This is a genomic window from Vibrio sp. GLN_1, assembly GCF_043106015.1.
GTDB lineage: Bacteria > Pseudomonadota > Gammaproteobacteria > Enterobacterales > Vibrionaceae > Vibrio > Vibrio parahaemolyticus.
In genome coordinates, this window is the sequence record NZ_JBICMD010000036.1 from 633,270 (window position 1) to 652,364 (window position 19,095).

The window sequence follows — 19,095 nt, forward strand, 5'->3', positions numbered from 1 at the left end:
GAGTAGAGAATGAGTAGCCAAGGAGGCTACAAAATAAAGGAGTACAATATGAGCAATACAAACGGCGGTTCAGTAGGTAAATGTCCAGTTATGCATGGTGGACAAACATCTACAGACAAGTCGGTGATGGATTGGTGGCCGAATGCCTTAAACTTAGACATCCTGCATCAGCACGACTCCAAAACGAATCCATTTGGTCCAGATTTTAATTACAAAGAAGAACTTAAAAAACTGGACGTCGACGCACTCAAGCAAGACTTAAAAGACCTAATGACAAACAGCCAAGATTGGTGGCCAGCAGACTGGGGACACTACGGCGGTTTGATGATTCGTATGGCATGGCACGCGGCTGGTAGCTATCGTATCGCAGACGGACGTGGTGGTGCCGCAACCGGTAACCAACGCTTTGCCCCTCTCAACTCTTGGCCAGATAACGCCAACCTAGACAAAGCACGCCGACTTCTTTGGCCGATCAAGAGAAAGTACGGCAACAAATTAAGTTGGGCCGACCTGATTATTCTCGCAGGTAACATGGCTTATGAATCGATGGGCTTTAAAACCTTTGGCTTTGGTTTTGGTCGCGAAGATATTTGGCATCCAGAAAAAGACACCTATTGGGGTTCTGAGCAAGAGTGGCTTGCGCCAAGTGGCGCGAAAAACAGCCGTTACTCCGGAGAGCGTGATTTAGAGAACCCACTTGCAGCAGTAATGATGGGCTTGATCTATGTGAACCCAGAAGGGATGGATGGCAATCCAGATCCACTGAAAACGGCGCAAGACATGCGAGTGACATTTGCGCGCATGGCAATGAACGATGAGGAAACTGTTGCACTAACGGCTGGTGGTCATACCGTGGGTAAATGTCACGGTAACGGTGATGCTGCCAACCTTGGTCCAGATCCAGAAGGCGCTGACGTGCATGAACAAGGCCTTGGTTGGATGAACCACAAGACTCGTGGTATTGGTCGTGACACGGTAACAAGCGGTTTGGAAGGGGCTTGGACAACGCATCCGACTCAATGGGATAACGGTTATTTCTATTTGCTCTTCAAATACGATTGGGAACTGAAGAAGAGCCCAGCCGGCGCTTGGCAATGGGAGCCTATCGACATTGAAGAACAAGACAAGCCTGTTGATGTAGAAGATGGCTCTAAGCGCTACAATCCAATCATGACCGATGCCGATATGGCACTCAAAATGGACCCTGAATATCGCAAGATTTCAGAGCGTTTCCAACAAGACCCTGCATACTTTGAAGATATGTTTGCCCGTGCGTGGTTCAAACTGACTCACCGTGATATGGGACCAAAATCGTGCTACCTAGGCCCAGATGTACCTAGCGAAGATCTGATTTGGCAAGACCCAACGCCAGCAGGCAAAACGGACTACAACGTCGATCTTGTGAAAGGCAAAATCGAAGCGAGTGGCTTGTCTATCGCTGATTTGGTCGCCACCGCTTGGGACAGTGCCCGTACTTATCGTGGCTCTGACCGACGTGGCGGCGCAAATGGCGCGAGAATTCGTTTGGCTCCGCAAAAAGATTGGCAAGGTAACGAGCCTGAGCGTCTAAGTCGTGTTCTTGCTGTGCTAGAAAGCATCGCAGCAAAAGAGGGCTGTAGCGTTGCTGATGCTATCGTGCTTGCTGGTAACGTAGGTATTGAACTTGCTGCGCGAGCGGCGGGCCACGATGTATCTGTGCCTTTCGCACCAGGTCGAGGCGATGCTTCTCAAGATATGACGGATGTGGAATCGTTCGAAGTGCTTGAACCTGTGGCTGACGGTTTCCGAAATTGGTTGAAGAAAGACTATGTGGTGAAGCCGGAAGAGTTGTTGCTCGACCGAGCTCAGCTTATGGGTTTGACAGCACCAGAAATGACGGTACTGATTGGTGGTTTACGCGTTCTGGGTAGCAACTACGGTGGCAGCAAAGATGGCGTCTTTACCGACCGTGTGGGTACGTTATCGAACGATTTCTTCGTAAACCTCACCGATATGGCTTACACATGGAAGCCAACGGGTGAGAACCAATACGAAATTCGTGATCGTAAAACAGACCAAGTGAAATGGACGGCGACTCGAGTGGATCTTGTCTTTGGTTCAAACTCGATTCTACGTTCGTACGCGGAAGTGTATGCGCAAGATGATAATCAGGAAAAATTCATCCATGATTTCGTCGCTGCATGGGCGAAAGTCATGAACGCGGATCGTTTTGACTTGCAATAAGTGAAACGCTGTTCATCGATAGATGCGTAAACAAAGTTGATGAATAAGTAAGAGAGGCGGGCGCAATGCTCGCCTTTTTCTTTACGTGGCTTTTTACTTTGTTTGAAAATTAAGCTCATTTGAACCATAATCACCAGACCATATGAACCAAAGGAGCTTGATATGGCAACTGCAGCATTAAAAAGCTTCAAACCGAAACAACCTCATAAAGCCAATTTCTGGTTTATGTTGGGTATTGAAGACGCCGAGACAGGCCGCACTGATGCGGTTCACAAAGGTTTTGAACCTAAGGTGTATCGCAATATTGTTGAGCGTGTGAAGCTATCTCAAAATGAGTTTCAAAACGTCACATTGATACCTGTCAGCACGATCAAGCGTCGTCTAAAAAACGATGAACGCTTCAATACGCAAGAAAGTGATGCGATTTATCGATTAGCGATGTTATTAAAACTCGCGACAGAGCTGTTTGACAACGAAGAACGCGCGCTTGAATGGATGAAAGAGAATGTTTACGGCTTAGGTGGAAAAAGGCCGCTAGACATGGTCTCGACCACGGTGGATTTTGAAATCGTGAAAGATTTGATCGGCCGTTTAGAGCACGGGGTGTTCTCGTAATATGAAGCTCTATCGTCTCACACAAAAGAAATTTGCTGACACGCCATTCAGCCCCGTTGGCGCAAAGTTATTTGGAGGGCGATGGAACTCAAAAGGAACCGAAGCCCTCTACTTCTCTGAATCGGAATCCCTTTGCTCGTTGGAAGTGTTTGTTCACGTAAACAACGATCCAGCTATCACCAAGTTGTACGATTTATATCGTATTGAAATGCCAGAATATCTCATCGCCACCTTAGATGAAGAAGATCTCCCAGTGACGTGGCGAGCAATACCGGCGAGCGAGTCTACGCAATACATTGGTGATCAGTTTCTCAATGATCCTCATCCTGAGTTTGCCGCGCTGCAAGTGCCTTCAACGATTTCACCTCGTGATAAAAACTACGTGGTGAATCCAAATCATCCCAAAATGAAAGAGATCATCAAGAAAGCTGAAAAGCTCGATTTCGCGTTTGACCCGCGCATTTTCAAATAGAGGCGTTGGCTTTCTCTTGCTCTAAAATATTCAGCGCTTACCTGAGATAAGCGCTGAAGCATAAAGCTAATTCCTTGGTTATTGTCGGTCGTAAGTGAACTGTTGAGTTTCATTCGTACTGCTGTGGTAATGCCCAAGCACCAACTCAGCACCTTTGTAAGACAAATGGCTGTCATCGGTATACATGGCGTTGTTCGCACCAACTTTCATTCGACATACACCATTTCTGCAAATGGCATCGGTCAAGTCGACAAACTCAACGTGCTCAAATTGATCAAAGTAGTTCACTAACTTCGCCACGTTTTGAGGGTGATGTCGCTTGGGGGAGAAATCGCATACAGACTCTTCCTGCTCGCCAAACAAACGCGCTTTCCAAAGGCATTCTCCTACCGCAAACGGTGCAGAAGGCGTTGGGCCGAAAACGACCACTTCTTTCCCTTCCAGTTCATTCAACAATCCAGTTAATGATGCCTCATAATCAGCTTGTGAAAGCTCTTTATTGAAGTTGGAAGAGATAACGACGCGACGAATAGAAGGGGTACGCAAAATGGTATCGACTGCCTGTTTGAAGAACTGTCGGCAAGAAATTGAGCCAGCAGCTTCGAGGATGTCGACATAACCGACCGCACAGGAATCTTGAGTAAGTTGCACCACGCCAGTTGGTGTGACTTCGGACAGACGCTTTACGTAAACCATGCTGTGACTATTACCTAACACAGCGATGGTAGGCTGCGGCGCAGACGAGCACACATCGTTAACGTCGGTGTTGCCGTTGCAATCTAAACCGTAACCGTTGTTAACGCGCATGGCCTCGAAAAATGCGCTTCTTTCTGGAAAACCACCGTTTTGATGACCAATAACGCCGAACGTCAGCAAGGGTAACGTCAACACTACAACAACCGCAGACACAGTGCGCATGCTCGTGGCTTTTCGGCTGCGGAACGGCTTTTCCACAAAGCGCCAAGTGAAGTAAGACAGTACAAAAAGAGCGGCAATGTAAAGCGAGATATTGACGTCTTGAGTTGAGTCCAGCATGTAGCGGTAAAACACAAATAGCGGAATATGCCACAAGTACAAGCTGTAGCTGATTAAGCCGACGAACACGACCCATTTTAGGCTCAGCAATTTACCGCAGACATTGTCTTTAGAGGCAAACAAAATCACTAACGCGCTACCGATGACTGGCACCAGCAAAGTGATACCCGCGCCATCTTGCGATTTTTCAAACAAAAGTGCAGAGGCCAATATCAAAACGATGCCAATGGTTGCCAGCGTATCGTTGGATTGAACTTGGGTTTTTCTCATTACTAATGCGAGTAATGAACCGGTTGCCAGCTCCCAAGCACGAGAAAAGATCATGTAGAAGGCGAAATCAGGATCGTTGCTCGCATAAACAATAGTCATCAAACTCAGCGCAAATACCGCGATGAAAAAAGTCAGGTAAAACGCGTTTTTGCCACGAGCGAGTAGCATGAGTAGCAAAGGAATGACAATGTAGTATTGTTCTTCAACGCCCAAGCTCCAGGTGTGAAATAGCGGATTGGCTTGATCTTCTAAACCGAAGTAATTGTGGCCTTTTAAATACAGAAGAATGTTGGATGAAGAAAGAATAGAAGACACTGCGAACTGACCAACGTCTTTGTGTGCTTGTGGCAAAAATAGCCACCAAGACATCACATAGCTGACGGTAATCACCACCAGTAGCAGGGGAAGTATGCGGCGAATGCGTCGCTCATAAAAATCACCGAGGCTAAACTTCTGGTTTTCCAAATCGTTAATCACGATGGTGGTGATCAAATAGCCGCTGATAACAAAAAACACGTCGACGCCAATAAAGCCACCAGCGAATTGCTCAACTCCTGAATGAAACAAAATCACTAACGTGACAGCAATCGCCCTTAATCCGTCTACTTCCGCTCTGTAAGTCATATTGTGTCCCTCCAACATTCCGTTTAACGAAGTAGAGCAAAATATGAACCAGAAATAATATTGCTTTAAATCAGCACCTTAAATTGATTGTCAAAATGAAAAGGCTGGGAGAAATAACGAATTCCCAAATTGAATTTCAATATGGAAATCCCAGAAAGAGTGATGTTAAGAAGCGCTAAATCAAAGAACGTAAAGCGCGAGGCTCTTAGAATTCATTGAAAATGATAACGCTAAAGAAACAATGACAAAGAATACGATTCAGGAAAAAATTGCCAGCTTTACTTGTATCGAAGAAGCGTTGGATTACTTCGAAATCGAGTTTGATAGCCGATTTATCGAAAACAATCGAACCGAGTTGGTTAAGAGGTTTAACGGCTACTTAATCCTCACTAAACCGGATGATTGGTTTTCAGGCCGCCGCGCACTGAAAAATGCCTACTGTAAAGTACAACGCAGTTTACTAAGTAAAACGACGCGTTCTGCGTGCCGAGGTTGTACATCTTGTCAAAGACGTTAATTCTTGGTGGTTTGCCTAAAAAAGAACCCTGCATCTTGGCGTCACAGGGGGAAGAGCAAGGTTCTTTTGGGTTAGCTATTGGTTTGTCGCGAGTTGCGAATCAGCTTTACGCAGATGAATTAACCCGCGTGATATGCAGGGTAGTCCACTAAGCCTTTTTCACCGCCGCCGAACAATGTGGCAGGGTCATGTTCTGCCAGTGGATAGCCATGCTTGATGCGGCTTGGTAAGTCTGGGTTTGCAACAAATGGACGACCAAAACCGATCATGTCGGCTAAGCCACTTTCAATCGCGTGTTGCGCCTTTTCTGCGTTGTAACGACCGGCATAGATCAGTGTGCCTTTATACGCCTCACGAACTGCGGTTTTAAAGTCGTGCGGAGTGTCTGGCGCGTCGTCCCAATCCACTTCTGCAATGTGAATGTAAACCACATTGAGTTTATCAAGCAGCGCAGCAGCAGCGGTGTAGGTGTCGACTGGTGTGCTATCAACGGTGCCGTTTAACGAAGTGAATGGTGCAAGGCGAACACCAACACGATCTGCGCCAATGGCTTGCGTCATTGCTTCGACCACTTCACCAAGAAAACGCAGACGGTTTTCAATTGAGCCGCCGTATTCATCAGTGCGGTTGTTCGCTTCAGAATCGATAAACTGGTTAACCAAGTAGCCATTTGCTGCATGAAGTTCGACACCATCAAACCCAGCTTTTATCGCGTTTAATGCGGCTTGGCGGTATTCTTCAATAACATTCTTGATGTCTTGCTTGGTCATTTCACGTGGCTCAACCACGTCGATAAAGCCAGGTTCGTCTGTGCCATTGTCGATAAATACTTTCACGTTTTCTGCTTTAAGCGCAGAAGAAGAAATAGGTTGCTCGCCGCCGATGTTGTCAGGATGAGTCACACGACCAACGTGCCATAATTGCGCGAAGATAACGCCGCCTTTCTCGTGCACTGCATCAGTTACTTTTTTCCAGCCAGCAATTTGCTCTGGGCTATAAATACCCGGTGTCCACGCGTAGCCTTGACCCATTGGTGAAATTTGTGTGCCTTCAGCAACGATTAATCCCGCTTCGGCGCGTTGAGCGTAGTAGGTGGCCATCATGTCGTTGGCAACATTACCCGGTTGAGAGGCTCGAGAGCGCGTCATCGGAGGCATAACGATGCGGTTTTTTAATGAGAGAGAGCCAAATTGAATCGGTTGAAATAATGCATCTGTCATAGGAAACCTTGTTATTGTTTAGTTTGAATCAGTTCGATTGGGTAGCCGTCGGGATCTTTAATGAAGGCGATGTGCGTTTCTCCTCCTTTCATTGGGCCGGGTTCGCGAGTGACGTTGCCACCAAGCGCTTTGATTTTTTCGCAAGCTGCGTAAATGTCTTCACACCCAAGCGCCATGTGTCCGAATGCGTTACCTAAGTCGTAACTGCCGGTATCCCAGTTATAAGTTAGCTCGATGGTCGCGCCATCTGGTTGATCAGGGCTACCAACAAACACCAGTGAGTAACGGTATTCTTGGTTTTCAAAACGATCCAAAACGCTCATACCCAGAACTTTTGTATAAAATTCGATAGATTTGTCTAGGTCAACAACACGGATCATCGTGTGGAGAAACTTCATAAGTCGCCTTTCATAACGTTGCGTAATCACGATGCAAACCTTATCGCCACTCTAAATAAACTGGAAATTATCGTTAATTATGAAAATGATTATTTAACGTTATGGATAATGAGGTTGTTGGCCCTACAACGTGCAAACAAAGATTACTCGCCGTTTCTTTTTAATAATTGGCATATGCTAATTACTCTTTTTACAAGCTGAGTACTTAACATGTCCGCAAACAGTCACTTTCATTCCACTCACGAATCTCATTATCAATGTGCGGTTTGTTCTTCAATCGATGCAAATCCTAACTCTTTGGCTGTGAACTACCAGTGCCTAGCCGATGGTTCTGTTGTCGGAGAGTTTCACTTTTTACCGCGTCATCAAGGTTACACCGACCTGTTGCATGGTGGTATTGCGAGTTCGCTGCTCGATGGTGCAATGACGCACTGTTTGTTATTTAGAGACATTCAAGCCCTTACCGCGCAGTTGGATGTGCGCTACCATGCACCTATTGAGCTAGATGAGCATGTCTCGATTACTGCACACTGTGAAGGTGAACGCCGCGGTATATATCAACTGGTGGCTCAATTACTGGTCAATAATGAAGTTAGAGTGACGGCAAAAGGGAAGTTTATTCGTCCTAAAGAGGCGTAAATAAAAACTCGTTCTACGGAGAGATAATGAAGAAATTTGATGAGCTGTACGCAATTGCGACGAGAAAATCTCAATATGACCAAACCAACACTTGGTTTAAAGGCGTAGAGACTTATCTGGAGGCCATTGGCAAAGAAGTCGATGAAGTCCGTGAAGAGATTCGTGAGGACCGCCTTTGTCATTTGGAAGACGAGTTAGGCGATGTGTTGTGGAACTATCTTAACGTATTAAAAGCGTTGGAAAGAGAAAAGGGCATAGATCCTGAGAAAGTACTCGAAAGAGCCTGCACTAAATACGAGCAGCGTGTATCTGCAATTGAATCGGGACGCAGTTGGGATAAGGTTAAACAGCAGCAGAAACAAGCCTTGAACGCGGAACATGAAGCCGCGCAGTTAGAGACCATGAAGAGCCAATAACTGCGCGTGATATTATTTAAGATGCGGCGGGATGGGGAAGCCTGATCAATCCTTCGTGCTATTGACGAGCAGCAGGTCACAAGGAGGTTGATCAAGTAACGTGTCTACAGTGCTGCCAGACCAAAATTGGGATGACATGCTTCGCTTACACGCGCCCATAATCAGAATTGCCGCTTGTGATTGCTTAACTGCTTTTGGTAACGCTGTTTCAGGGTTTCCTTCTGGCAGCAGTAGTGGTACTCGTGTTAACTTTTGCGCAGTAATAAAGTCCGTAATGCCTGCTTTTTGGTTGCTCAAAATCTCTGCACGATAACGAGACAGATAAGGCGCAACGTAGCGACAGTAAACTAACGTCATTTTTCCGCTCAAGGTTTTTTCTAGCTTTGAGCCTCGCGATACGATGGCTTTATCTACGACCGATTTTGCATCTCCGCGATGAAGCGGATCTATCGCGCAAAGCATGTTGGCGTGAGAAGGCCATGAACGCTCACTTAATAGCAATAAATCACAATCGTTTTTTGCTAGCTCGGTGAGTAAGGTTTGAATGTCGTGCTTGTTAAAATGCCCCACGAGCAGTAAATCTGTGTCGTCGACAAGCCGTTTCGCGACTTGAGCAATCCAATGACTCCCTTTGAAATGCTCGTAAGAGAGTGTTGGCGTTTCAACTTCCTCTTCTTCACAAAGTTCGATAACGAAGTCTTTGAATTTTGATGTCCAAGCTTCAAACTCAGCTTGTCTCTTTTCTATATGGTCAGAGTTGAAACTAAGGAAATGCGCGAACGCGTGATCTTCACTCCGGCGGTGATCTTCCACCAATACCACGATGGGTTGAGCCAGCGCTGTCGCAAACTGAATCACTTTACGAAGCACCTTACGACTTGGTAAGGCGGCTTGCTGAGTCAGAAAAAATACTGGTGCCATTGATTACTCCATTATCACACGAGGCAAATGCGCCTAATGCACACTAAAAGTTTATACCATCCCCTTATGCAAAGACGTTCTGTTTCTGCGAGCAAAATATAAATTCCGCAATTGTGCGTGCCATTGCCTAGAATTTTAACATCAGGATCTCATGCCTTTAGGTAATAGACATCGTGTTGACACTAACGTGATGCCCAAGGAAATCGGTGACAATGATGATAGATTCCAGCCAATTACAAATTAATCGCAAAGTGCCTCATTTGCTTGCCGAGATCATTAAAGCGATAGAGTCGACCGAAGACCTCGGTTTTTTGAAAGACTATCAGGAAGCGCAAATCGCGAACATTTTGGAGTCGGTCAACATTGCTTATCGTAAACGCGTGATAGAAGCGGTGCCGCCAGAGAAGTACTGGACGGTATTAAATTTGCTGCGATATGACACCGCCAAGCACATTCATCAATCACTCAACAAAGAGCTGCAACATGAACGCTTAGCGTACATAACGGATTCGGAACTGATCATCTTTGCAGACTTTCTACCGACCGAGTTTGTGGATGAGTACCTTATCGACCAAAGTGAAGAGTCGGTCGCGCACATTCAACAAGCGCTGTCGTATGAAGATAACAAAGTGGGGAGGTATGCCGAGCCGCATTTTTTAGTCGCAAATCCTAAAAACAGCGTAGGAGGCATCAAAACCGAGTTGTTAAAACGCGGACAAAGCCCGGTGCGATTGATCATCGTGCGTGATGTCGGAGGTGTTATTGGGACGATAGAACCTCAAACCCTGTTGCTGCATGAGAACCATACCAAACTCACAGACTTGACCGTAGTCACGCCAATTCTGGAAGATACCCAAACGATTCAAAGCGTCAGTAAACAGGTCTCGATTGATGGTGGAGCGCATTGGTTTCCTATCATGGCTGGTGGCAAAATTATGGGCGTTTTGTCGATGGCGACCATCGCGATTACCTTGCGTGAACTCAGCCTACAAGCTGTAGTGGCAGAAAACGTACGAAGCGAAGAGGATTTGTTCACACCATTAACTGTGGCGACAAGGCTAAGAGCACTTTGGTTGGTGATTAACTTGCTGACCGCTTTTGTTGCCTCTGCCATCATTGGTATTTTTGATAATGTGGTCGAGCAAGTTGTAGCGCTTGCTATCTTAATGCCCGTTGTGGCGAGTATGGGCGGCATCGCAGGTAGCCAAACCTTAGCGGTGGCCATTCGGGGTATCGCACTAAACCACTTGCACCAAAGTAACTTGAAGCTATTGGTGAATAAGGAATTAAAAATCGCCACCATTAATGGCTTGATCATGGGATTAGTCATCGCGGGTGTCGTCTATATGGTGTTTGACTCTTGGCCATTGGCGCTTATTATCTGTTGTGCAATTTTCCTCAATAGTTTGGCGGCCGCGGCATCGGGGACGTTGATACCATTCACGTTGAAGAAGTTTAACATTGACCCCGCCGTGGCTGGCTCGGTAGTATTAACAACCGTTACTGATGTCGTCGGTTTCTTTGCGTTCTTAGGCTTAGGTGCAATCTTCTTGATATAGAAAGCCAATTGACGCGTTAACCTAATGATCCAATCTCTCCATTTCCCAACCCAATATTTTGGGCAAGTTTGGTTTGCTCAAAATTCCTCCGTTTTCATAAACGCTGAACACGCCGTTTAAGCTTTCATTTCATCAATATTTTTCACTGCTCATTTCTATCCCAAAACTTTCCATTGCCGATCTCGCTTAACGCTGGTGTGCCAAATGCCATGCCAATTTTCTTGGCCGTACACGCATTACTTCACTCAAACAAAAAATAAGGAAAAGATTTTGAACAAACTCATCGTATTCACTGGTGGTCCCGGTGCAGGAAAAACCTCGGTTATCGAACAACTAAAAATACAAGGCTTTATCTGCGCGCCAGAAACTGGTCGTCACGTGATACAAACGCAGGTTGCGAATCACGGTTCAGCATTACCTTGGAATGACAAACAAGCCTTTCGAGATGAAATGACAAAAGAAGAAGTGAGCAACTACCGATCTTTCAATGTCCGCCAAGGGGACGTATTTTTTGATCGCAGTATTGTGGACGTATATGGCTACAGCAAGTTGGAACAACTGCCAATCTCGCATGAGCTCATCACGCATTGCCAGACGCTTCGTTATCATCCTCAAGTATTCATTTTTCCACCGTGGGTATCGATATTCAGTAACGATGAAGAGCGAAAACAAGATTTTTCTGAAGCGGTCGCCACATATCAACAGATGGTCAACGCTTATCACAAGTTTGGGTATCAATTGATCGAAGTGCCCAAAATGTCAGTCGAAGACAGAGTGGCGTTTATTCTCGGCTCAGTCATCGAATAAGGCAGACAGATGAATAATGCAAACAAATGCTTAAGGCGATTGTGACTACGACGACAATATGCGTAAAGGGAGTTATTTATACTGGATAAAATTCAATAACTTAATTGAGTATTATGTCTTTTAAATATCTTACCTTATTGCTCGCAACGACGAGCATGAACAGCTTTGCTGATGTGGACCTGCCTTCGGGGGATGATTGGTTAAACCATGTGACAAATGGCCTAGCGCCATATTGGATGATGGAAAGTGCGCATGGGCAACCTGCGGGGAATTTTCCGACATTTCGTTGTGATAACGGTGTCATTCTCGACCCACAAAAGCCGTGTGAAGAATTAAACAAAGGGTGGATTAGCCCGCACTTCGATCGCGAATACACACGCATGAAATCGCGTCAAACTTACGCTTATGGCGTGCTTTTTCATCTTACGGGTGACAAACAAGCATTAGAGCTAGCCAAGAAAGGGGCTTATTACCTGATTGATCATCTACAAGATGAGAAAAACGGTGGCTTCGTGAGCTTTACACGTAGTGGAAAACCGGGGATGGAGTGGCAACAGCGAACTTCTCAAGACCAAGCTTACGCCTTGGTGGGCTTGGCGATGTACTACTACTTGACGCAAGATCCAAAGGTTGAACAAGCACTTATCGACCAGCAAGCGTTTATATTTAAACAATACCGACGAAGCGATGATCGCGGTCTGGCGTGGGTTTTGAAAGATGGTGATGGAGAAAGTGAGAAGCAGCAAGAGTTAGTCGCTCAACTTGACCAAATTAATGGCTACTTGTTGTTAACGGCGCCACTTTTACCAGAGGCAGCGCAAGCCAAGTGGAAACAAGATCTGCAATGGCTGACGCAAGTGATGCTGGATAACTACCACTCCGACAAAGAGCAGCGCTTTTATGGCGCGATACACCACAAAGCGGTAATGATGCCAGATGCGAAACACAATGATTTTGGACACACCATCAAAGCGTATTGGATGACGTATCTCACTGGTCAGTTGTTGGAAAATTCCAATTGGACAGAGTTTGGTTTCAAAGGAATGAAACACACGCTGAAACAAGCGCAATACCAGCAAAACTTTGAGCAAGTCAAGGCGCTCTTCTCTCCAGAATGGCAGGGTAAATGGACGCAAGAGAGCATTCTTGCTTGGCAATCAAGACCGCACAAGCATTACAGCTCGTCTTGGGAATGGGCAGAACTCGATCAAGCGGCGATGACGGTTTCTCTTGTCGATGGTTCGATGAAAGAAACGCTTCAATACACGTTACCCACCTTTATGGACGTGTGGGTGGATCATCAGTACGGAGGTGTTGGTCTGAATCCTAAATCAACCAAAGCGTTCCATTGGGGAAATGGTTACCACCAGTTTGAACATGCGTTGGTCGGGTATTTGTACGCGCAACAAATGGCAAAACAGCCCGCCAAGCTTTACTACGCGCGACTAGCCGAGAGTAAAATGCCACTTAATCCATATTACTTTAACGCGGATATAAAAGCGCTTTCATCGCAAAGTGATGGAGTCACTACCGCAACGTTCACCAATATTCGACCATAACTTGGTCGATGGTAGTGTGGTGGTTAAAGTCTGCGTGCAAACTAACAAACCCCAGTGGTAAACTGCGGGTCTGTTTTACATAGTATTTAAAGGTAATTTGATGAACCCGATTCTTGCGATGTTGAAAGAAAACAATATTAGCGACGAGCAAATCAACGAGCTATTTCAGGCGTTAACTCAAAACCCTCTGGCTGCAATGGCAACTATCAGCCAACTAGGTTTGCCACAAGATCAGCTTCAAGCGTTAATGGCGCAGGTAATGCAAAATCCTGTACTGATTAAAGAAGCAGTGGAAGAGCTAGGCCTAGACTTCTCCAAAGTAGTAGAAGCCAAAGCGAAGCTACAGCAGTAATCGAGTTTTCGATAAAAACAAAAGCCGCCAGAGCCAAATGGTTCTGGCGTTATTGTTTTCTCTTCCTTGGTGCCTCTTTGGTCTCTAGCAAAATCGAATGTCTTAGACGAAAGGGTCTTTCCACGAAAACTCAACATGTTTATGTCTGCCGAAACGTGTGTATAATTCGCCGGAAATTACGATTTACAGATAACGAAAGGTAAGTATGGCAGTCCTCGAAATTCTCTCCATTCCAGACCCAAGACTTAAAGTAAAAGCAGAAAATGTCACTGATGTATCGACAGTACAAACGTTGATCGACGATATGCTAGAAACACTTTACGCAACGGGCAATGGCATCGGTTTAGCTTCAACCCAAGTGGGCAGAAAAGAGGCGGTTGTTGTCATTGATATCTCTGACGAACGCAATGATCCTTTAATCTTAGTCAACCCAGAAGTGGTGAGCGGAGAAAACAAAGCACTTGGTCAAGAAGGGTGCCTATCTGTTCCCGAATACTATGCCGATGTAGAGCGTTACACATCAGTTGTTGTGTCTGCATTGGACCGTGATGGCAACCCGATTACAATCGAGAGCGATGAGTTCTTAGCGATTGTGATGCAGCACGAAATTGACCACCTATCTGGTAACTTGTTCATTGATTACCTTTCACCGTTAAAGCAAAAAATGGCGATGAAAAAAGTGAAGAAGTACGTAAAAGCGCAAGCTAAGTAAGATGGGAGGAAGTAACTCACAACCGCGAGTTGCTTCCTTTTAAATCAAGAATAAGTAGAGTGGTTTATCTCGGTTTTTTGGGGACATAACGCTTTACGACCTTCATAAGCCTCTGAAATGAAGAACAGTCCATATGTGACTCATGAGGGCAGGAGGCAACATGGTTTAGGCTGTCTCGCACCGCTTTCAAACGTGTTATTTGCTCATCAATCTCAAGCGCCTTTTTCGCCAGTAAGTCACGATCAATGTATGGTTTTGAACCTTCTGAGTGATTCAACATTTCCGCCATTTCGTTAAGTGATATTCCAGCGATACGCCCTAAACTAATTAAGTTGAGTTTACTGAGTACCTCTGGCGAATATTGACGTCTCAATCCATTCCTTCCTATTGAGCGAATTAACCCCAATTGTTCGTAGTATCTGAGTGTTGAGGTCGGCAATCCTGATTTTTTAACCACTTCTGCAATATCCATTCTATTCCTCATTGACTTCAAGTTGGCTTTAAGTTGTAGCATGCAACTAAGACCTTAACAAATCAAAAACTTGAGGAGAGAAAAATGCTGCTTTTAATGGGATTGCAAGCGGCGCTAATAGGGATTGGTGCGACTTTGATAATGGATTTATGGGCTTGGCTACAAAGGAGAGTGTTTGGTATTCCCTCATTAAACTATGCATTGGTTGCGCGCTGGGTTTTGTGCATGCCAAAAGGGAAGCTTGTGCATGCGCCAATTATGTCAACAGACCCGATGCCGGGAGAAAAAGGACTCGGTTGGTTTTTGCACTATGCCATTGGCGTTGTTTTCGCTTTGGCTCACATTGCTGCTTTTGGTCATCATTGGTTGGTAGAGCCTAGCCTAACACCTGGCTTAATTACAGGTGCGGTAACGTTGGTGTTCCCATTTTTGGTCATTCAACCTTGTTTAGGATTTGGTTTTGCTGCCAGTAAAAACCCAACACCTTGGAAAGCTCGTTTTCTTAGCACATTGGCGCATTTGGCTTATGGATTGGGCTTATTCATTACCGCATTCGCTATCAAAGGTGTGAGTCAGTATTTTATGTAGTGAGCATGAGCATCATAAAAACGTGCTGTTTTCGGTTTGGATTTATGATGCTCAACTCTTGGTTGTTTTTTGGCGCTCTGTTCATAGTGAGCAGATATCTTTTAAATCTGTCGTATCAATCCAAGACGTAAAGTCGGCCAACATTTAACATTACCTTAACTCCGTTATGGCAAGTGATTTACCGATAAAAATTAGAATTGTCTGGTTTGACATCAAGATTATTGAGGATTTCAGATGGCTTCAAAAGCGACAGGGATATCGATACTGAGTTTATTAGTAGCTCCGGTGGCGATGGGAGAGACCGCAAGCGCATACGATTTATGTTTGCTAGAAACAATCAAAAAAAGCAATGGCGAAGAAACGATCGAGAGCATTCGCAAGCAGTGTGAGTTAGATACCGTCACGAGTACTGCGTCTGTCGAATCAACAACGAAAGAATCAGAAGAACCGCAAGAAAGCTTGATCGATAAACGTTTGGAATCAGAAAAGCAAACCGCGTTCGAGCCTTTTAGCTTGGTTGCACATCGAATTAACTACATTCTTCCGTTTACTTATAGTGACCGCGTAAACAAACGTGCGTATGCCGACACCAAATACGGCGATGAACTGCGTAAGGAAGAGGCTGAGTTTCAAATCAGCTTTAAAGTACCAATGAACTACGACGATTTGTTGTTTGACGGCGATGGCCTGTTTTTTGGTATGACGCTCAAATCGTTCTGGCAGGTATACACGGGGGATGCGTCGCGTCCGTTTCGCGAAACCAATTATCGTCCTGAGCTGTTTTACTTCACTCCTACAAGTTGGCAGCCGCTTGGTGGCTCAACTTGGCTGGGTTTCGGTATTGAGCATGAATCAAATGGCCAAAGACAAGAGCTATCGCGCAGTTGGAACCGCGTTTATACCAACTTAACCTTTGCGAAAGACAATTTTGTCGCCTCTATCCAGCCTTGGTGGCGCATACCTGAGGACGAAAAAACCTTTCCGAATGATCCTAAAGGCGATGATAATCCAGATATCGAAGATTACATGGGGCATTTTGAGCTAACAAGCGCCTACAAATGGGACGATTACGAGTTGACGTTCTTGGGGCGCGAGAATTTTAAAACGCATAAAGGCTATGCTGAGATAGGTTTGTTGTTTCCAATTTGGGGAAAAGTTAGGGGATATGCTCAATACTCGACTGGATACGGCAAAAGCCTAATTGACTACGACCATAATCAGCAGCGCATTGGTGTTGGTATCGCGATCAACGGTGTTCTGTAGTTTTTCGATAGCCCAATAGAAATAAACGCTGGCAATTGAGATTTCAGTATTTAGAATGCGTGGCTGAAATTGATTTCCAACCTAGAGTGATTTTATGCTTCGTGATTACACCTTCGATTGTCTTGTAACCATGCCTCGCCATGAACTGGAAGAGTTTAGTGCTCGCATGATCAGTAAAATGGTGCCAGAAGACGTGATGAATGAGCTGTTTACTTTTGATCAAGAAGAAGTGGATAGCGAAGACCGTATGTTGTCTGCACGTCTTGATGCAATGCTACGCATGACAGCAATCGCACTGAGTGAAATTCAACAAGCGTTTGATGACTCAGACAATGCAAAGCAAAATAGCGAGCGAATGACGCGACTGGTTCTTTGGCATTTCTATGCGATTTCATTCCATTTGGAAGAGGCAATCACGCTAGAAACACACTGTGAACTAGTAGAAAAACTACTCGAAAACACACCTTCGGATGTTTTTGCTTGGGTGAAAACTCTGACAGAGCTTCTGCACACTTACGCTGAAATCAACGCGAAAGAAAACCCTCAAGACTAAGGTTTTTTGTCGTTAATCGTTCAGTAAACAAGGCGAGCTATCTGGTTCGCCTTGTTTTATTTTGCGTCTGAAAAATCCGCCGTTTTGGACTTCTGACGTACACCACGATCCTTGCTTCAGGTTCGCTTCTTACTAGCGAATAGGGCGATTCCTTCTTACACTAAAATCAAAGCATTTGTTTTCGAACACTTTAATGCATCATTAAGCCGTGCTTTCCAATCCACTTAAATACGGATAATTTATGTCGGAGAACGTTCTGGTTTTTAAATTTGAACCGATTTTGAAGCGCACATGCCTTCTCTCTCGCCTACGTTATCGTGGTGGGCGTAAATAATGGACCCGTTAACGCAAGGTTTACTGGGCGCTGCTTTGCCGCAGTCTGCAAGTAACAAGCGGCATATTGTGGCTGCTGGCGTGTTAGGCGTGGCCTCTGGGATGGCTCCGGATTTGGACGTACTTATTCGTTCATCAAGTGACCCATTACTGTTTTTGGAATATCACCGACACTTTACCCATTCATTGTTGTTTATCCCTTTTGGCAGTTTTCTCTGTGCTTTAGTGTTGTATCCGTTGTTTGCAAAAAGACGAGAGCTAAACTTTCAACAGAGTTGGTTTTATTGTGCCCTTGGTTATAGCACCCATGCGCTGTTAGATGCTTGCACCAGCTATGGGACTCAGCTTTTTTGGCCGATAAGCAACACACGCTATGCCTGGAACACGATCTCGGTTATCGACCCCGCTTTCTCTCTTCCTATTTTGATCCTGCTTTTGTTTGCCGCACTGAAGCGAAATCGAAGTTATGCGCGTGTCGCATTTCTATGGTCTCTGGCTTATCTGACACTTGGTGTTATTCAACGAGATAGAGCAGAAGCGGCCGGGTGGAAAATCGTCCAAGAGCGACAGCACAGTGCTGTGCTGCTAAAAGCAAAACCAACCTTCGGCAATCTTTTGGTCTGGAAAGTGATTTATGAAACGGAAGATAACTACTATGTGGATGCGGTAAGAGTGGGGCGCTCAATAAAAATCTATCCTGGCGAATCCACACCAAAGCTCAATGTGAAAACACAATTTCCATGGCTCGACCCACAATCTCAGCAAGCGAAAGATATTGAACGTTTCCGTTGGTTCTCAAATGGTTTTGTAGTGCAAGACCCGGATGACGAAATGCGAATTGTTGATGTGCGTTACTCCATCGTGCCAAACCAAATTAATGCGCTGTGGGGCATCAATCTATCCCCAAAAGCCAGCGCGGATGAACACGTCGAATACACTGCTCATCGAGGTAGTACAGCGGAAGACCGTCAAACTTTTCTCAATATGCTTACGGACTTTGATTGAGCGCTTACTTGGGTTACATGGGGAGTGACTCAGTGACTATCAAGCCGATTGAAAGTCCTTCACCAGCGTCGGCTTATTAGCAAAGAAGATCTTGCTAAACAGAGATTTGTACTTCCATCCAAGAGACAACAGTCGTTTTGCTAAGCTTTTGTTTTCAATGATAGCGACTTCAACGCCTTGGTAATGATATGGATGGCTTTTAATGTAGTCGATAAATGCAGTAAGCACACCTTGCCCGCGAACGGAGGGCGAAAAGTTGACTGCAACAATGGAAAAGCGCTGACTGCCTACAGGGCAACGGACAAAGCAGTGTCCAAGCGGATGAGTGATGGTCTCGGAAAACTCAGGAAATGCGCGAGACTCTAAATCTTGAGAGAGCGCATCGTATTGCTGACATAAATGATAAAAAAGTTGTTTCGCTTCGCTGTTCATATCGGTGCCACTTTCTTGTAATTTGGTTTAAAGGCATTGATTTCACATATATTGTAACCATAGTCAGCAAGACAAAACGCGGTGAACTTTTACAGTGGTGGTTTCCTATT

21 protein-coding genes are annotated in these 19,095 nt (G+C 45.3%); 15 read left to right on the forward strand and 6 right to left on the reverse strand.

Translation table 11 applies throughout. The annotated features are described in order from the left end of the window. Window positions 1–48: 48 nt before the first annotated feature. The 3 genes from katG to ACF8OV_RS20635 all read left to right on the forward strand — a co-directional run bounded on the left by katG (window position 49) and on the right by ACF8OV_RS20635 (window position 3,310). Window positions 49–2,223: a catalase/peroxidase HPI gene (gene katG / locus ACF8OV_RS20625; RefSeq protein WP_274055803.1), complete on the forward strand. Its 2,175-nt coding sequence runs from the start codon at window positions 49–51 to the stop codon at window positions 2,221–2,223. 162 nt (window positions 2,224–2,385) lie between these two features. Continuing rightward, window positions 2,386–2,838, forward strand: a complete 453-nt coding sequence (locus ACF8OV_RS20630; protein ID WP_005454082.1) for an antitoxin Xre/MbcA/ParS toxin-binding domain-containing protein — start codon at window positions 2,386–2,388, stop codon at window positions 2,836–2,838. A 1-nt stretch (window position 2,839) separates the two neighbouring features. Continuing rightward, window positions 2,840–3,310, forward strand: coding sequence for an RES family NAD+ phosphorylase (locus tag ACF8OV_RS20635; RefSeq protein ID WP_005376497.1), 471 nt, complete (start codon window positions 2,840–2,842; stop codon window positions 3,308–3,310). 78 nt (window positions 3,311–3,388) lie between these two features. Here the strand turns inward: ACF8OV_RS20635 and ACF8OV_RS20640 are convergent, their stop codons facing one another. Beyond that, window positions 3,389–5,239, reverse strand: a complete 1,851-nt coding sequence (locus tag ACF8OV_RS20640) for an acyltransferase family protein (RefSeq protein WP_274055804.1) — start codon at window positions 5,237–5,239, stop codon at window positions 3,389–3,391. Window positions 5,240–5,480: 241 nt separating this feature from the next. On the opposite strand from ACF8OV_RS20640, the gene ACF8OV_RS20645 reads away from it, so the two are divergent. After that, a complete protein-coding gene (locus ACF8OV_RS20645) occupies window positions 5,481–5,756 on the forward strand; it encodes a nitrogenase-stabilizing/protective protein NifW (RefSeq protein WP_021448454.1) in 276 nt (91 codons plus the stop codon). 119 nt (window positions 5,757–5,875) lie between these two features. Here ACF8OV_RS20645 and ACF8OV_RS20650 read toward each other — a convergent pair whose 3' ends face one another. Both ACF8OV_RS20650 and gloA read right to left on the reverse strand, forming a co-directional pair. Further along, window positions 5,876–6,976, reverse strand: coding sequence for an alkene reductase (locus ACF8OV_RS20650; protein WP_069541018.1), 1,101 nt, complete (start codon window positions 6,974–6,976; stop codon window positions 5,876–5,878). 11 nt (window positions 6,977–6,987) lie between these two features. Beyond that, window positions 6,988–7,374, reverse strand: a complete 387-nt coding sequence (gene gloA, locus ACF8OV_RS20655; protein ID WP_005481322.1) for a lactoylglutathione lyase — start codon at window positions 7,372–7,374, stop codon at window positions 6,988–6,990. 210 nt (window positions 7,375–7,584) lie between these two features. Here gloA and ACF8OV_RS20660 point away from each other — a divergent pair, with 210 nt between their 5' ends. Both ACF8OV_RS20660 and ACF8OV_RS20665 read left to right on the forward strand, forming a co-directional pair. After that, window positions 7,585–8,013 carry a PaaI family thioesterase gene (locus ACF8OV_RS20660; RefSeq protein ID WP_274055806.1) on the forward strand — a complete coding sequence of 143 codons (429 nt, stop codon included), beginning with the start codon at window positions 7,585–7,587 and terminating at the stop codon, window positions 8,011–8,013. Between the two features lie 26 nt (window positions 8,014–8,039). Then, entirely contained in the window at window positions 8,040–8,429 is a 390-nt protein-coding gene (locus ACF8OV_RS20665) for a MazG nucleotide pyrophosphohydrolase domain-containing protein (protein ID WP_025535246.1), read from the forward strand. 45 nt (window positions 8,430–8,474) lie between these two features. Here the strand turns inward: ACF8OV_RS20665 and ACF8OV_RS20670 are convergent, their stop codons facing one another. Next, window positions 8,475–9,350, reverse strand: coding sequence for a universal stress protein (locus tag ACF8OV_RS20670; protein ID WP_025509935.1), 876 nt, complete (start codon window positions 9,348–9,350; stop codon window positions 8,475–8,477). Window positions 9,351–9,562: 212 nt separating this feature from the next. On the opposite strand from ACF8OV_RS20670, the gene ACF8OV_RS20675 reads away from it, so the two are divergent. The 5 genes from ACF8OV_RS20675 (at window position 9,563) to def (ending at window position 14,339) form a co-directional block, all read left to right on the forward strand. Then, window positions 9,563–10,909: a magnesium transporter gene (locus ACF8OV_RS20675; protein WP_274055807.1), complete on the forward strand. Its 1,347-nt coding sequence runs from the start codon at window positions 9,563–9,565 to the stop codon at window positions 10,907–10,909. A gap of 270 nt (window positions 10,910–11,179) precedes the next feature. Next, complete coding sequence (locus ACF8OV_RS20680) at window positions 11,180–11,716, forward strand: AAA family ATPase (RefSeq protein WP_203500656.1); 537 nt, start codon at window positions 11,180–11,182, stop codon at window positions 11,714–11,716. Window positions 11,717–11,829: 113 nt separating this feature from the next. After that, window positions 11,830–13,275 (forward strand): N-acylglucosamine 2-epimerase, encoded by a 1,446-nt coding sequence (locus ACF8OV_RS20685; protein WP_180801091.1) that lies wholly within the window; start codon window positions 11,830–11,832, stop codon window positions 13,273–13,275. Window positions 13,276–13,375: 100 nt separating this feature from the next. Then, a complete protein-coding gene (locus ACF8OV_RS20690; protein ID WP_005395194.1) occupies window positions 13,376–13,627 on the forward strand; it encodes a DUF2999 family protein in 252 nt (83 codons plus the stop codon). 205 nt (window positions 13,628–13,832) lie between these two features. Further along, window positions 13,833–14,339: a peptide deformylase gene (def, locus tag ACF8OV_RS20695; protein WP_025518181.1), complete on the forward strand. Its 507-nt coding sequence runs from the start codon at window positions 13,833–13,835 to the stop codon at window positions 14,337–14,339. A 64-nt stretch (window positions 14,340–14,403) separates the two neighbouring features. On the opposite strand, the gene ACF8OV_RS20700 is transcribed toward def, so the two are convergent. Then, on the reverse strand, window positions 14,404–14,811 hold the full coding sequence (locus tag ACF8OV_RS20700) for a helix-turn-helix domain-containing protein (protein WP_020842055.1): 408 nt from the start codon (window positions 14,809–14,811) through the stop codon (window positions 14,404–14,406). Window positions 14,812–14,895: 84 nt separating this feature from the next. Here ACF8OV_RS20700 and ACF8OV_RS20705 point away from each other — a divergent pair, with 84 nt between their 5' ends. The 4 genes from ACF8OV_RS20705 to ACF8OV_RS20720 all read left to right on the forward strand — a co-directional run bounded on the left by ACF8OV_RS20705 (window position 14,896) and on the right by ACF8OV_RS20720 (window position 18,553). Beyond that, window positions 14,896–15,399: a DUF2938 domain-containing protein gene (locus ACF8OV_RS20705; protein ID WP_025442705.1), complete on the forward strand. Its 504-nt coding sequence runs from the start codon at window positions 14,896–14,898 to the stop codon at window positions 15,397–15,399. Between the two features lie 234 nt (window positions 15,400–15,633). Then, a complete protein-coding gene (locus tag ACF8OV_RS20710; protein WP_005478421.1) occupies window positions 15,634–16,662 on the forward strand; it encodes a phospholipase A in 1,029 nt (342 codons plus the stop codon). Window positions 16,663–16,756: 94 nt separating this feature from the next. Continuing rightward, on the forward strand, window positions 16,757–17,215 hold the full coding sequence (locus ACF8OV_RS20715; protein WP_005454292.1) for a hypothetical protein: 459 nt from the start codon (window positions 16,757–16,759) through the stop codon (window positions 17,213–17,215). A gap of 333 nt (window positions 17,216–17,548) precedes the next feature. Beyond that, complete coding sequence (locus ACF8OV_RS20720) at window positions 17,549–18,553, forward strand: metal-dependent hydrolase (RefSeq protein ID WP_258495998.1); 1,005 nt, start codon at window positions 17,549–17,551, stop codon at window positions 18,551–18,553. A 39-nt stretch (window positions 18,554–18,592) separates the two neighbouring features. On the opposite strand, the gene ACF8OV_RS20725 is transcribed toward ACF8OV_RS20720, so the two are convergent. Next, window positions 18,593–18,985 carry a hypothetical protein gene (locus ACF8OV_RS20725; RefSeq protein WP_005478422.1) on the reverse strand — a complete coding sequence of 131 codons (393 nt, stop codon included), beginning with the start codon at window positions 18,983–18,985 and terminating at the stop codon, window positions 18,593–18,595. Window positions 18,986–19,095 lie beyond the last annotated feature (110 nt).

What these genes read in the sequence shown, in the direction of transcription:
- katG (WP_274055803.1), top strand. Translation starts at nt 49, where the DNA reads ATGAGCAATACAAACGGCGGTTCAGTAGGTAAATGTCCAGTTATGCAT.
- ACF8OV_RS20630 (WP_005454082.1), top strand. Translation starts at nt 2,386, where the DNA reads ATGGCAACTGCAGCATTAAAAAGCTTCAAACCGAAACAACCTCATAAA.
- ACF8OV_RS20635 (WP_005376497.1), top strand. Translation starts at nt 2,840, where the DNA reads ATGAAGCTCTATCGTCTCACACAAAAGAAATTTGCTGACACGCCATTC.
- ACF8OV_RS20640 (WP_274055804.1), bottom strand. Translation starts at nt 5,239, where the DNA reads ATGACTTACAGAGCGGAAGTAGACGGATTAAGGGCGATTGCTGTCACG.
- ACF8OV_RS20645 (WP_021448454.1), top strand. Translation starts at nt 5,481, where the DNA reads ATGACAAAGAATACGATTCAGGAAAAAATTGCCAGCTTTACTTGTATC.
- ACF8OV_RS20650 (WP_069541018.1), bottom strand. Translation starts at nt 6,976, where the DNA reads ATGACAGATGCATTATTTCAACCGATTCAATTTGGCTCTCTCTCATTA.
- gloA (WP_005481322.1), bottom strand. Translation starts at nt 7,374, where the DNA reads ATGAAGTTTCTCCACACGATGATCCGTGTTGTTGACCTAGACAAATCT.
- ACF8OV_RS20660 (WP_274055806.1), top strand. Translation starts at nt 7,585, where the DNA reads ATGTCCGCAAACAGTCACTTTCATTCCACTCACGAATCTCATTATCAA.
- ACF8OV_RS20665 (WP_025535246.1), top strand. Translation starts at nt 8,040, where the DNA reads ATGAAGAAATTTGATGAGCTGTACGCAATTGCGACGAGAAAATCTCAA.
- ACF8OV_RS20670 (WP_025509935.1), bottom strand. Translation starts at nt 9,350, where the DNA reads ATGGCACCAGTATTTTTTCTGACTCAGCAAGCCGCCTTACCAAGTCGT.
- ACF8OV_RS20675 (WP_274055807.1), top strand. Translation starts at nt 9,563, where the DNA reads ATGATGATAGATTCCAGCCAATTACAAATTAATCGCAAAGTGCCTCAT.
- ACF8OV_RS20685 (WP_180801091.1), top strand. Translation starts at nt 11,830, where the DNA reads ATGTCTTTTAAATATCTTACCTTATTGCTCGCAACGACGAGCATGAAC.
- ACF8OV_RS20690 (WP_005395194.1), top strand. Translation starts at nt 13,376, where the DNA reads ATGAACCCGATTCTTGCGATGTTGAAAGAAAACAATATTAGCGACGAG.
- def (WP_025518181.1), top strand. Translation starts at nt 13,833, where the DNA reads ATGGCAGTCCTCGAAATTCTCTCCATTCCAGACCCAAGACTTAAAGTA.
- ACF8OV_RS20700 (WP_020842055.1), bottom strand. Translation starts at nt 14,811, where the DNA reads ATGGATATTGCAGAAGTGGTTAAAAAATCAGGATTGCCGACCTCAACA.
- ACF8OV_RS20705 (WP_025442705.1), top strand. Translation starts at nt 14,896, where the DNA reads ATGCTGCTTTTAATGGGATTGCAAGCGGCGCTAATAGGGATTGGTGCG.
- ACF8OV_RS20710 (WP_005478421.1), top strand. Translation starts at nt 15,634, where the DNA reads ATGGCTTCAAAAGCGACAGGGATATCGATACTGAGTTTATTAGTAGCT.
- ACF8OV_RS20715 (WP_005454292.1), top strand. Translation starts at nt 16,757, where the DNA reads ATGCTTCGTGATTACACCTTCGATTGTCTTGTAACCATGCCTCGCCAT.
- ACF8OV_RS20720 (WP_258495998.1), top strand. Translation starts at nt 17,549, where the DNA reads ATGGACCCGTTAACGCAAGGTTTACTGGGCGCTGCTTTGCCGCAGTCT.
- ACF8OV_RS20725 (WP_005478422.1), bottom strand. Translation starts at nt 18,985, where the DNA reads ATGAACAGCGAAGCGAAACAACTTTTTTATCATTTATGTCAGCAATAC.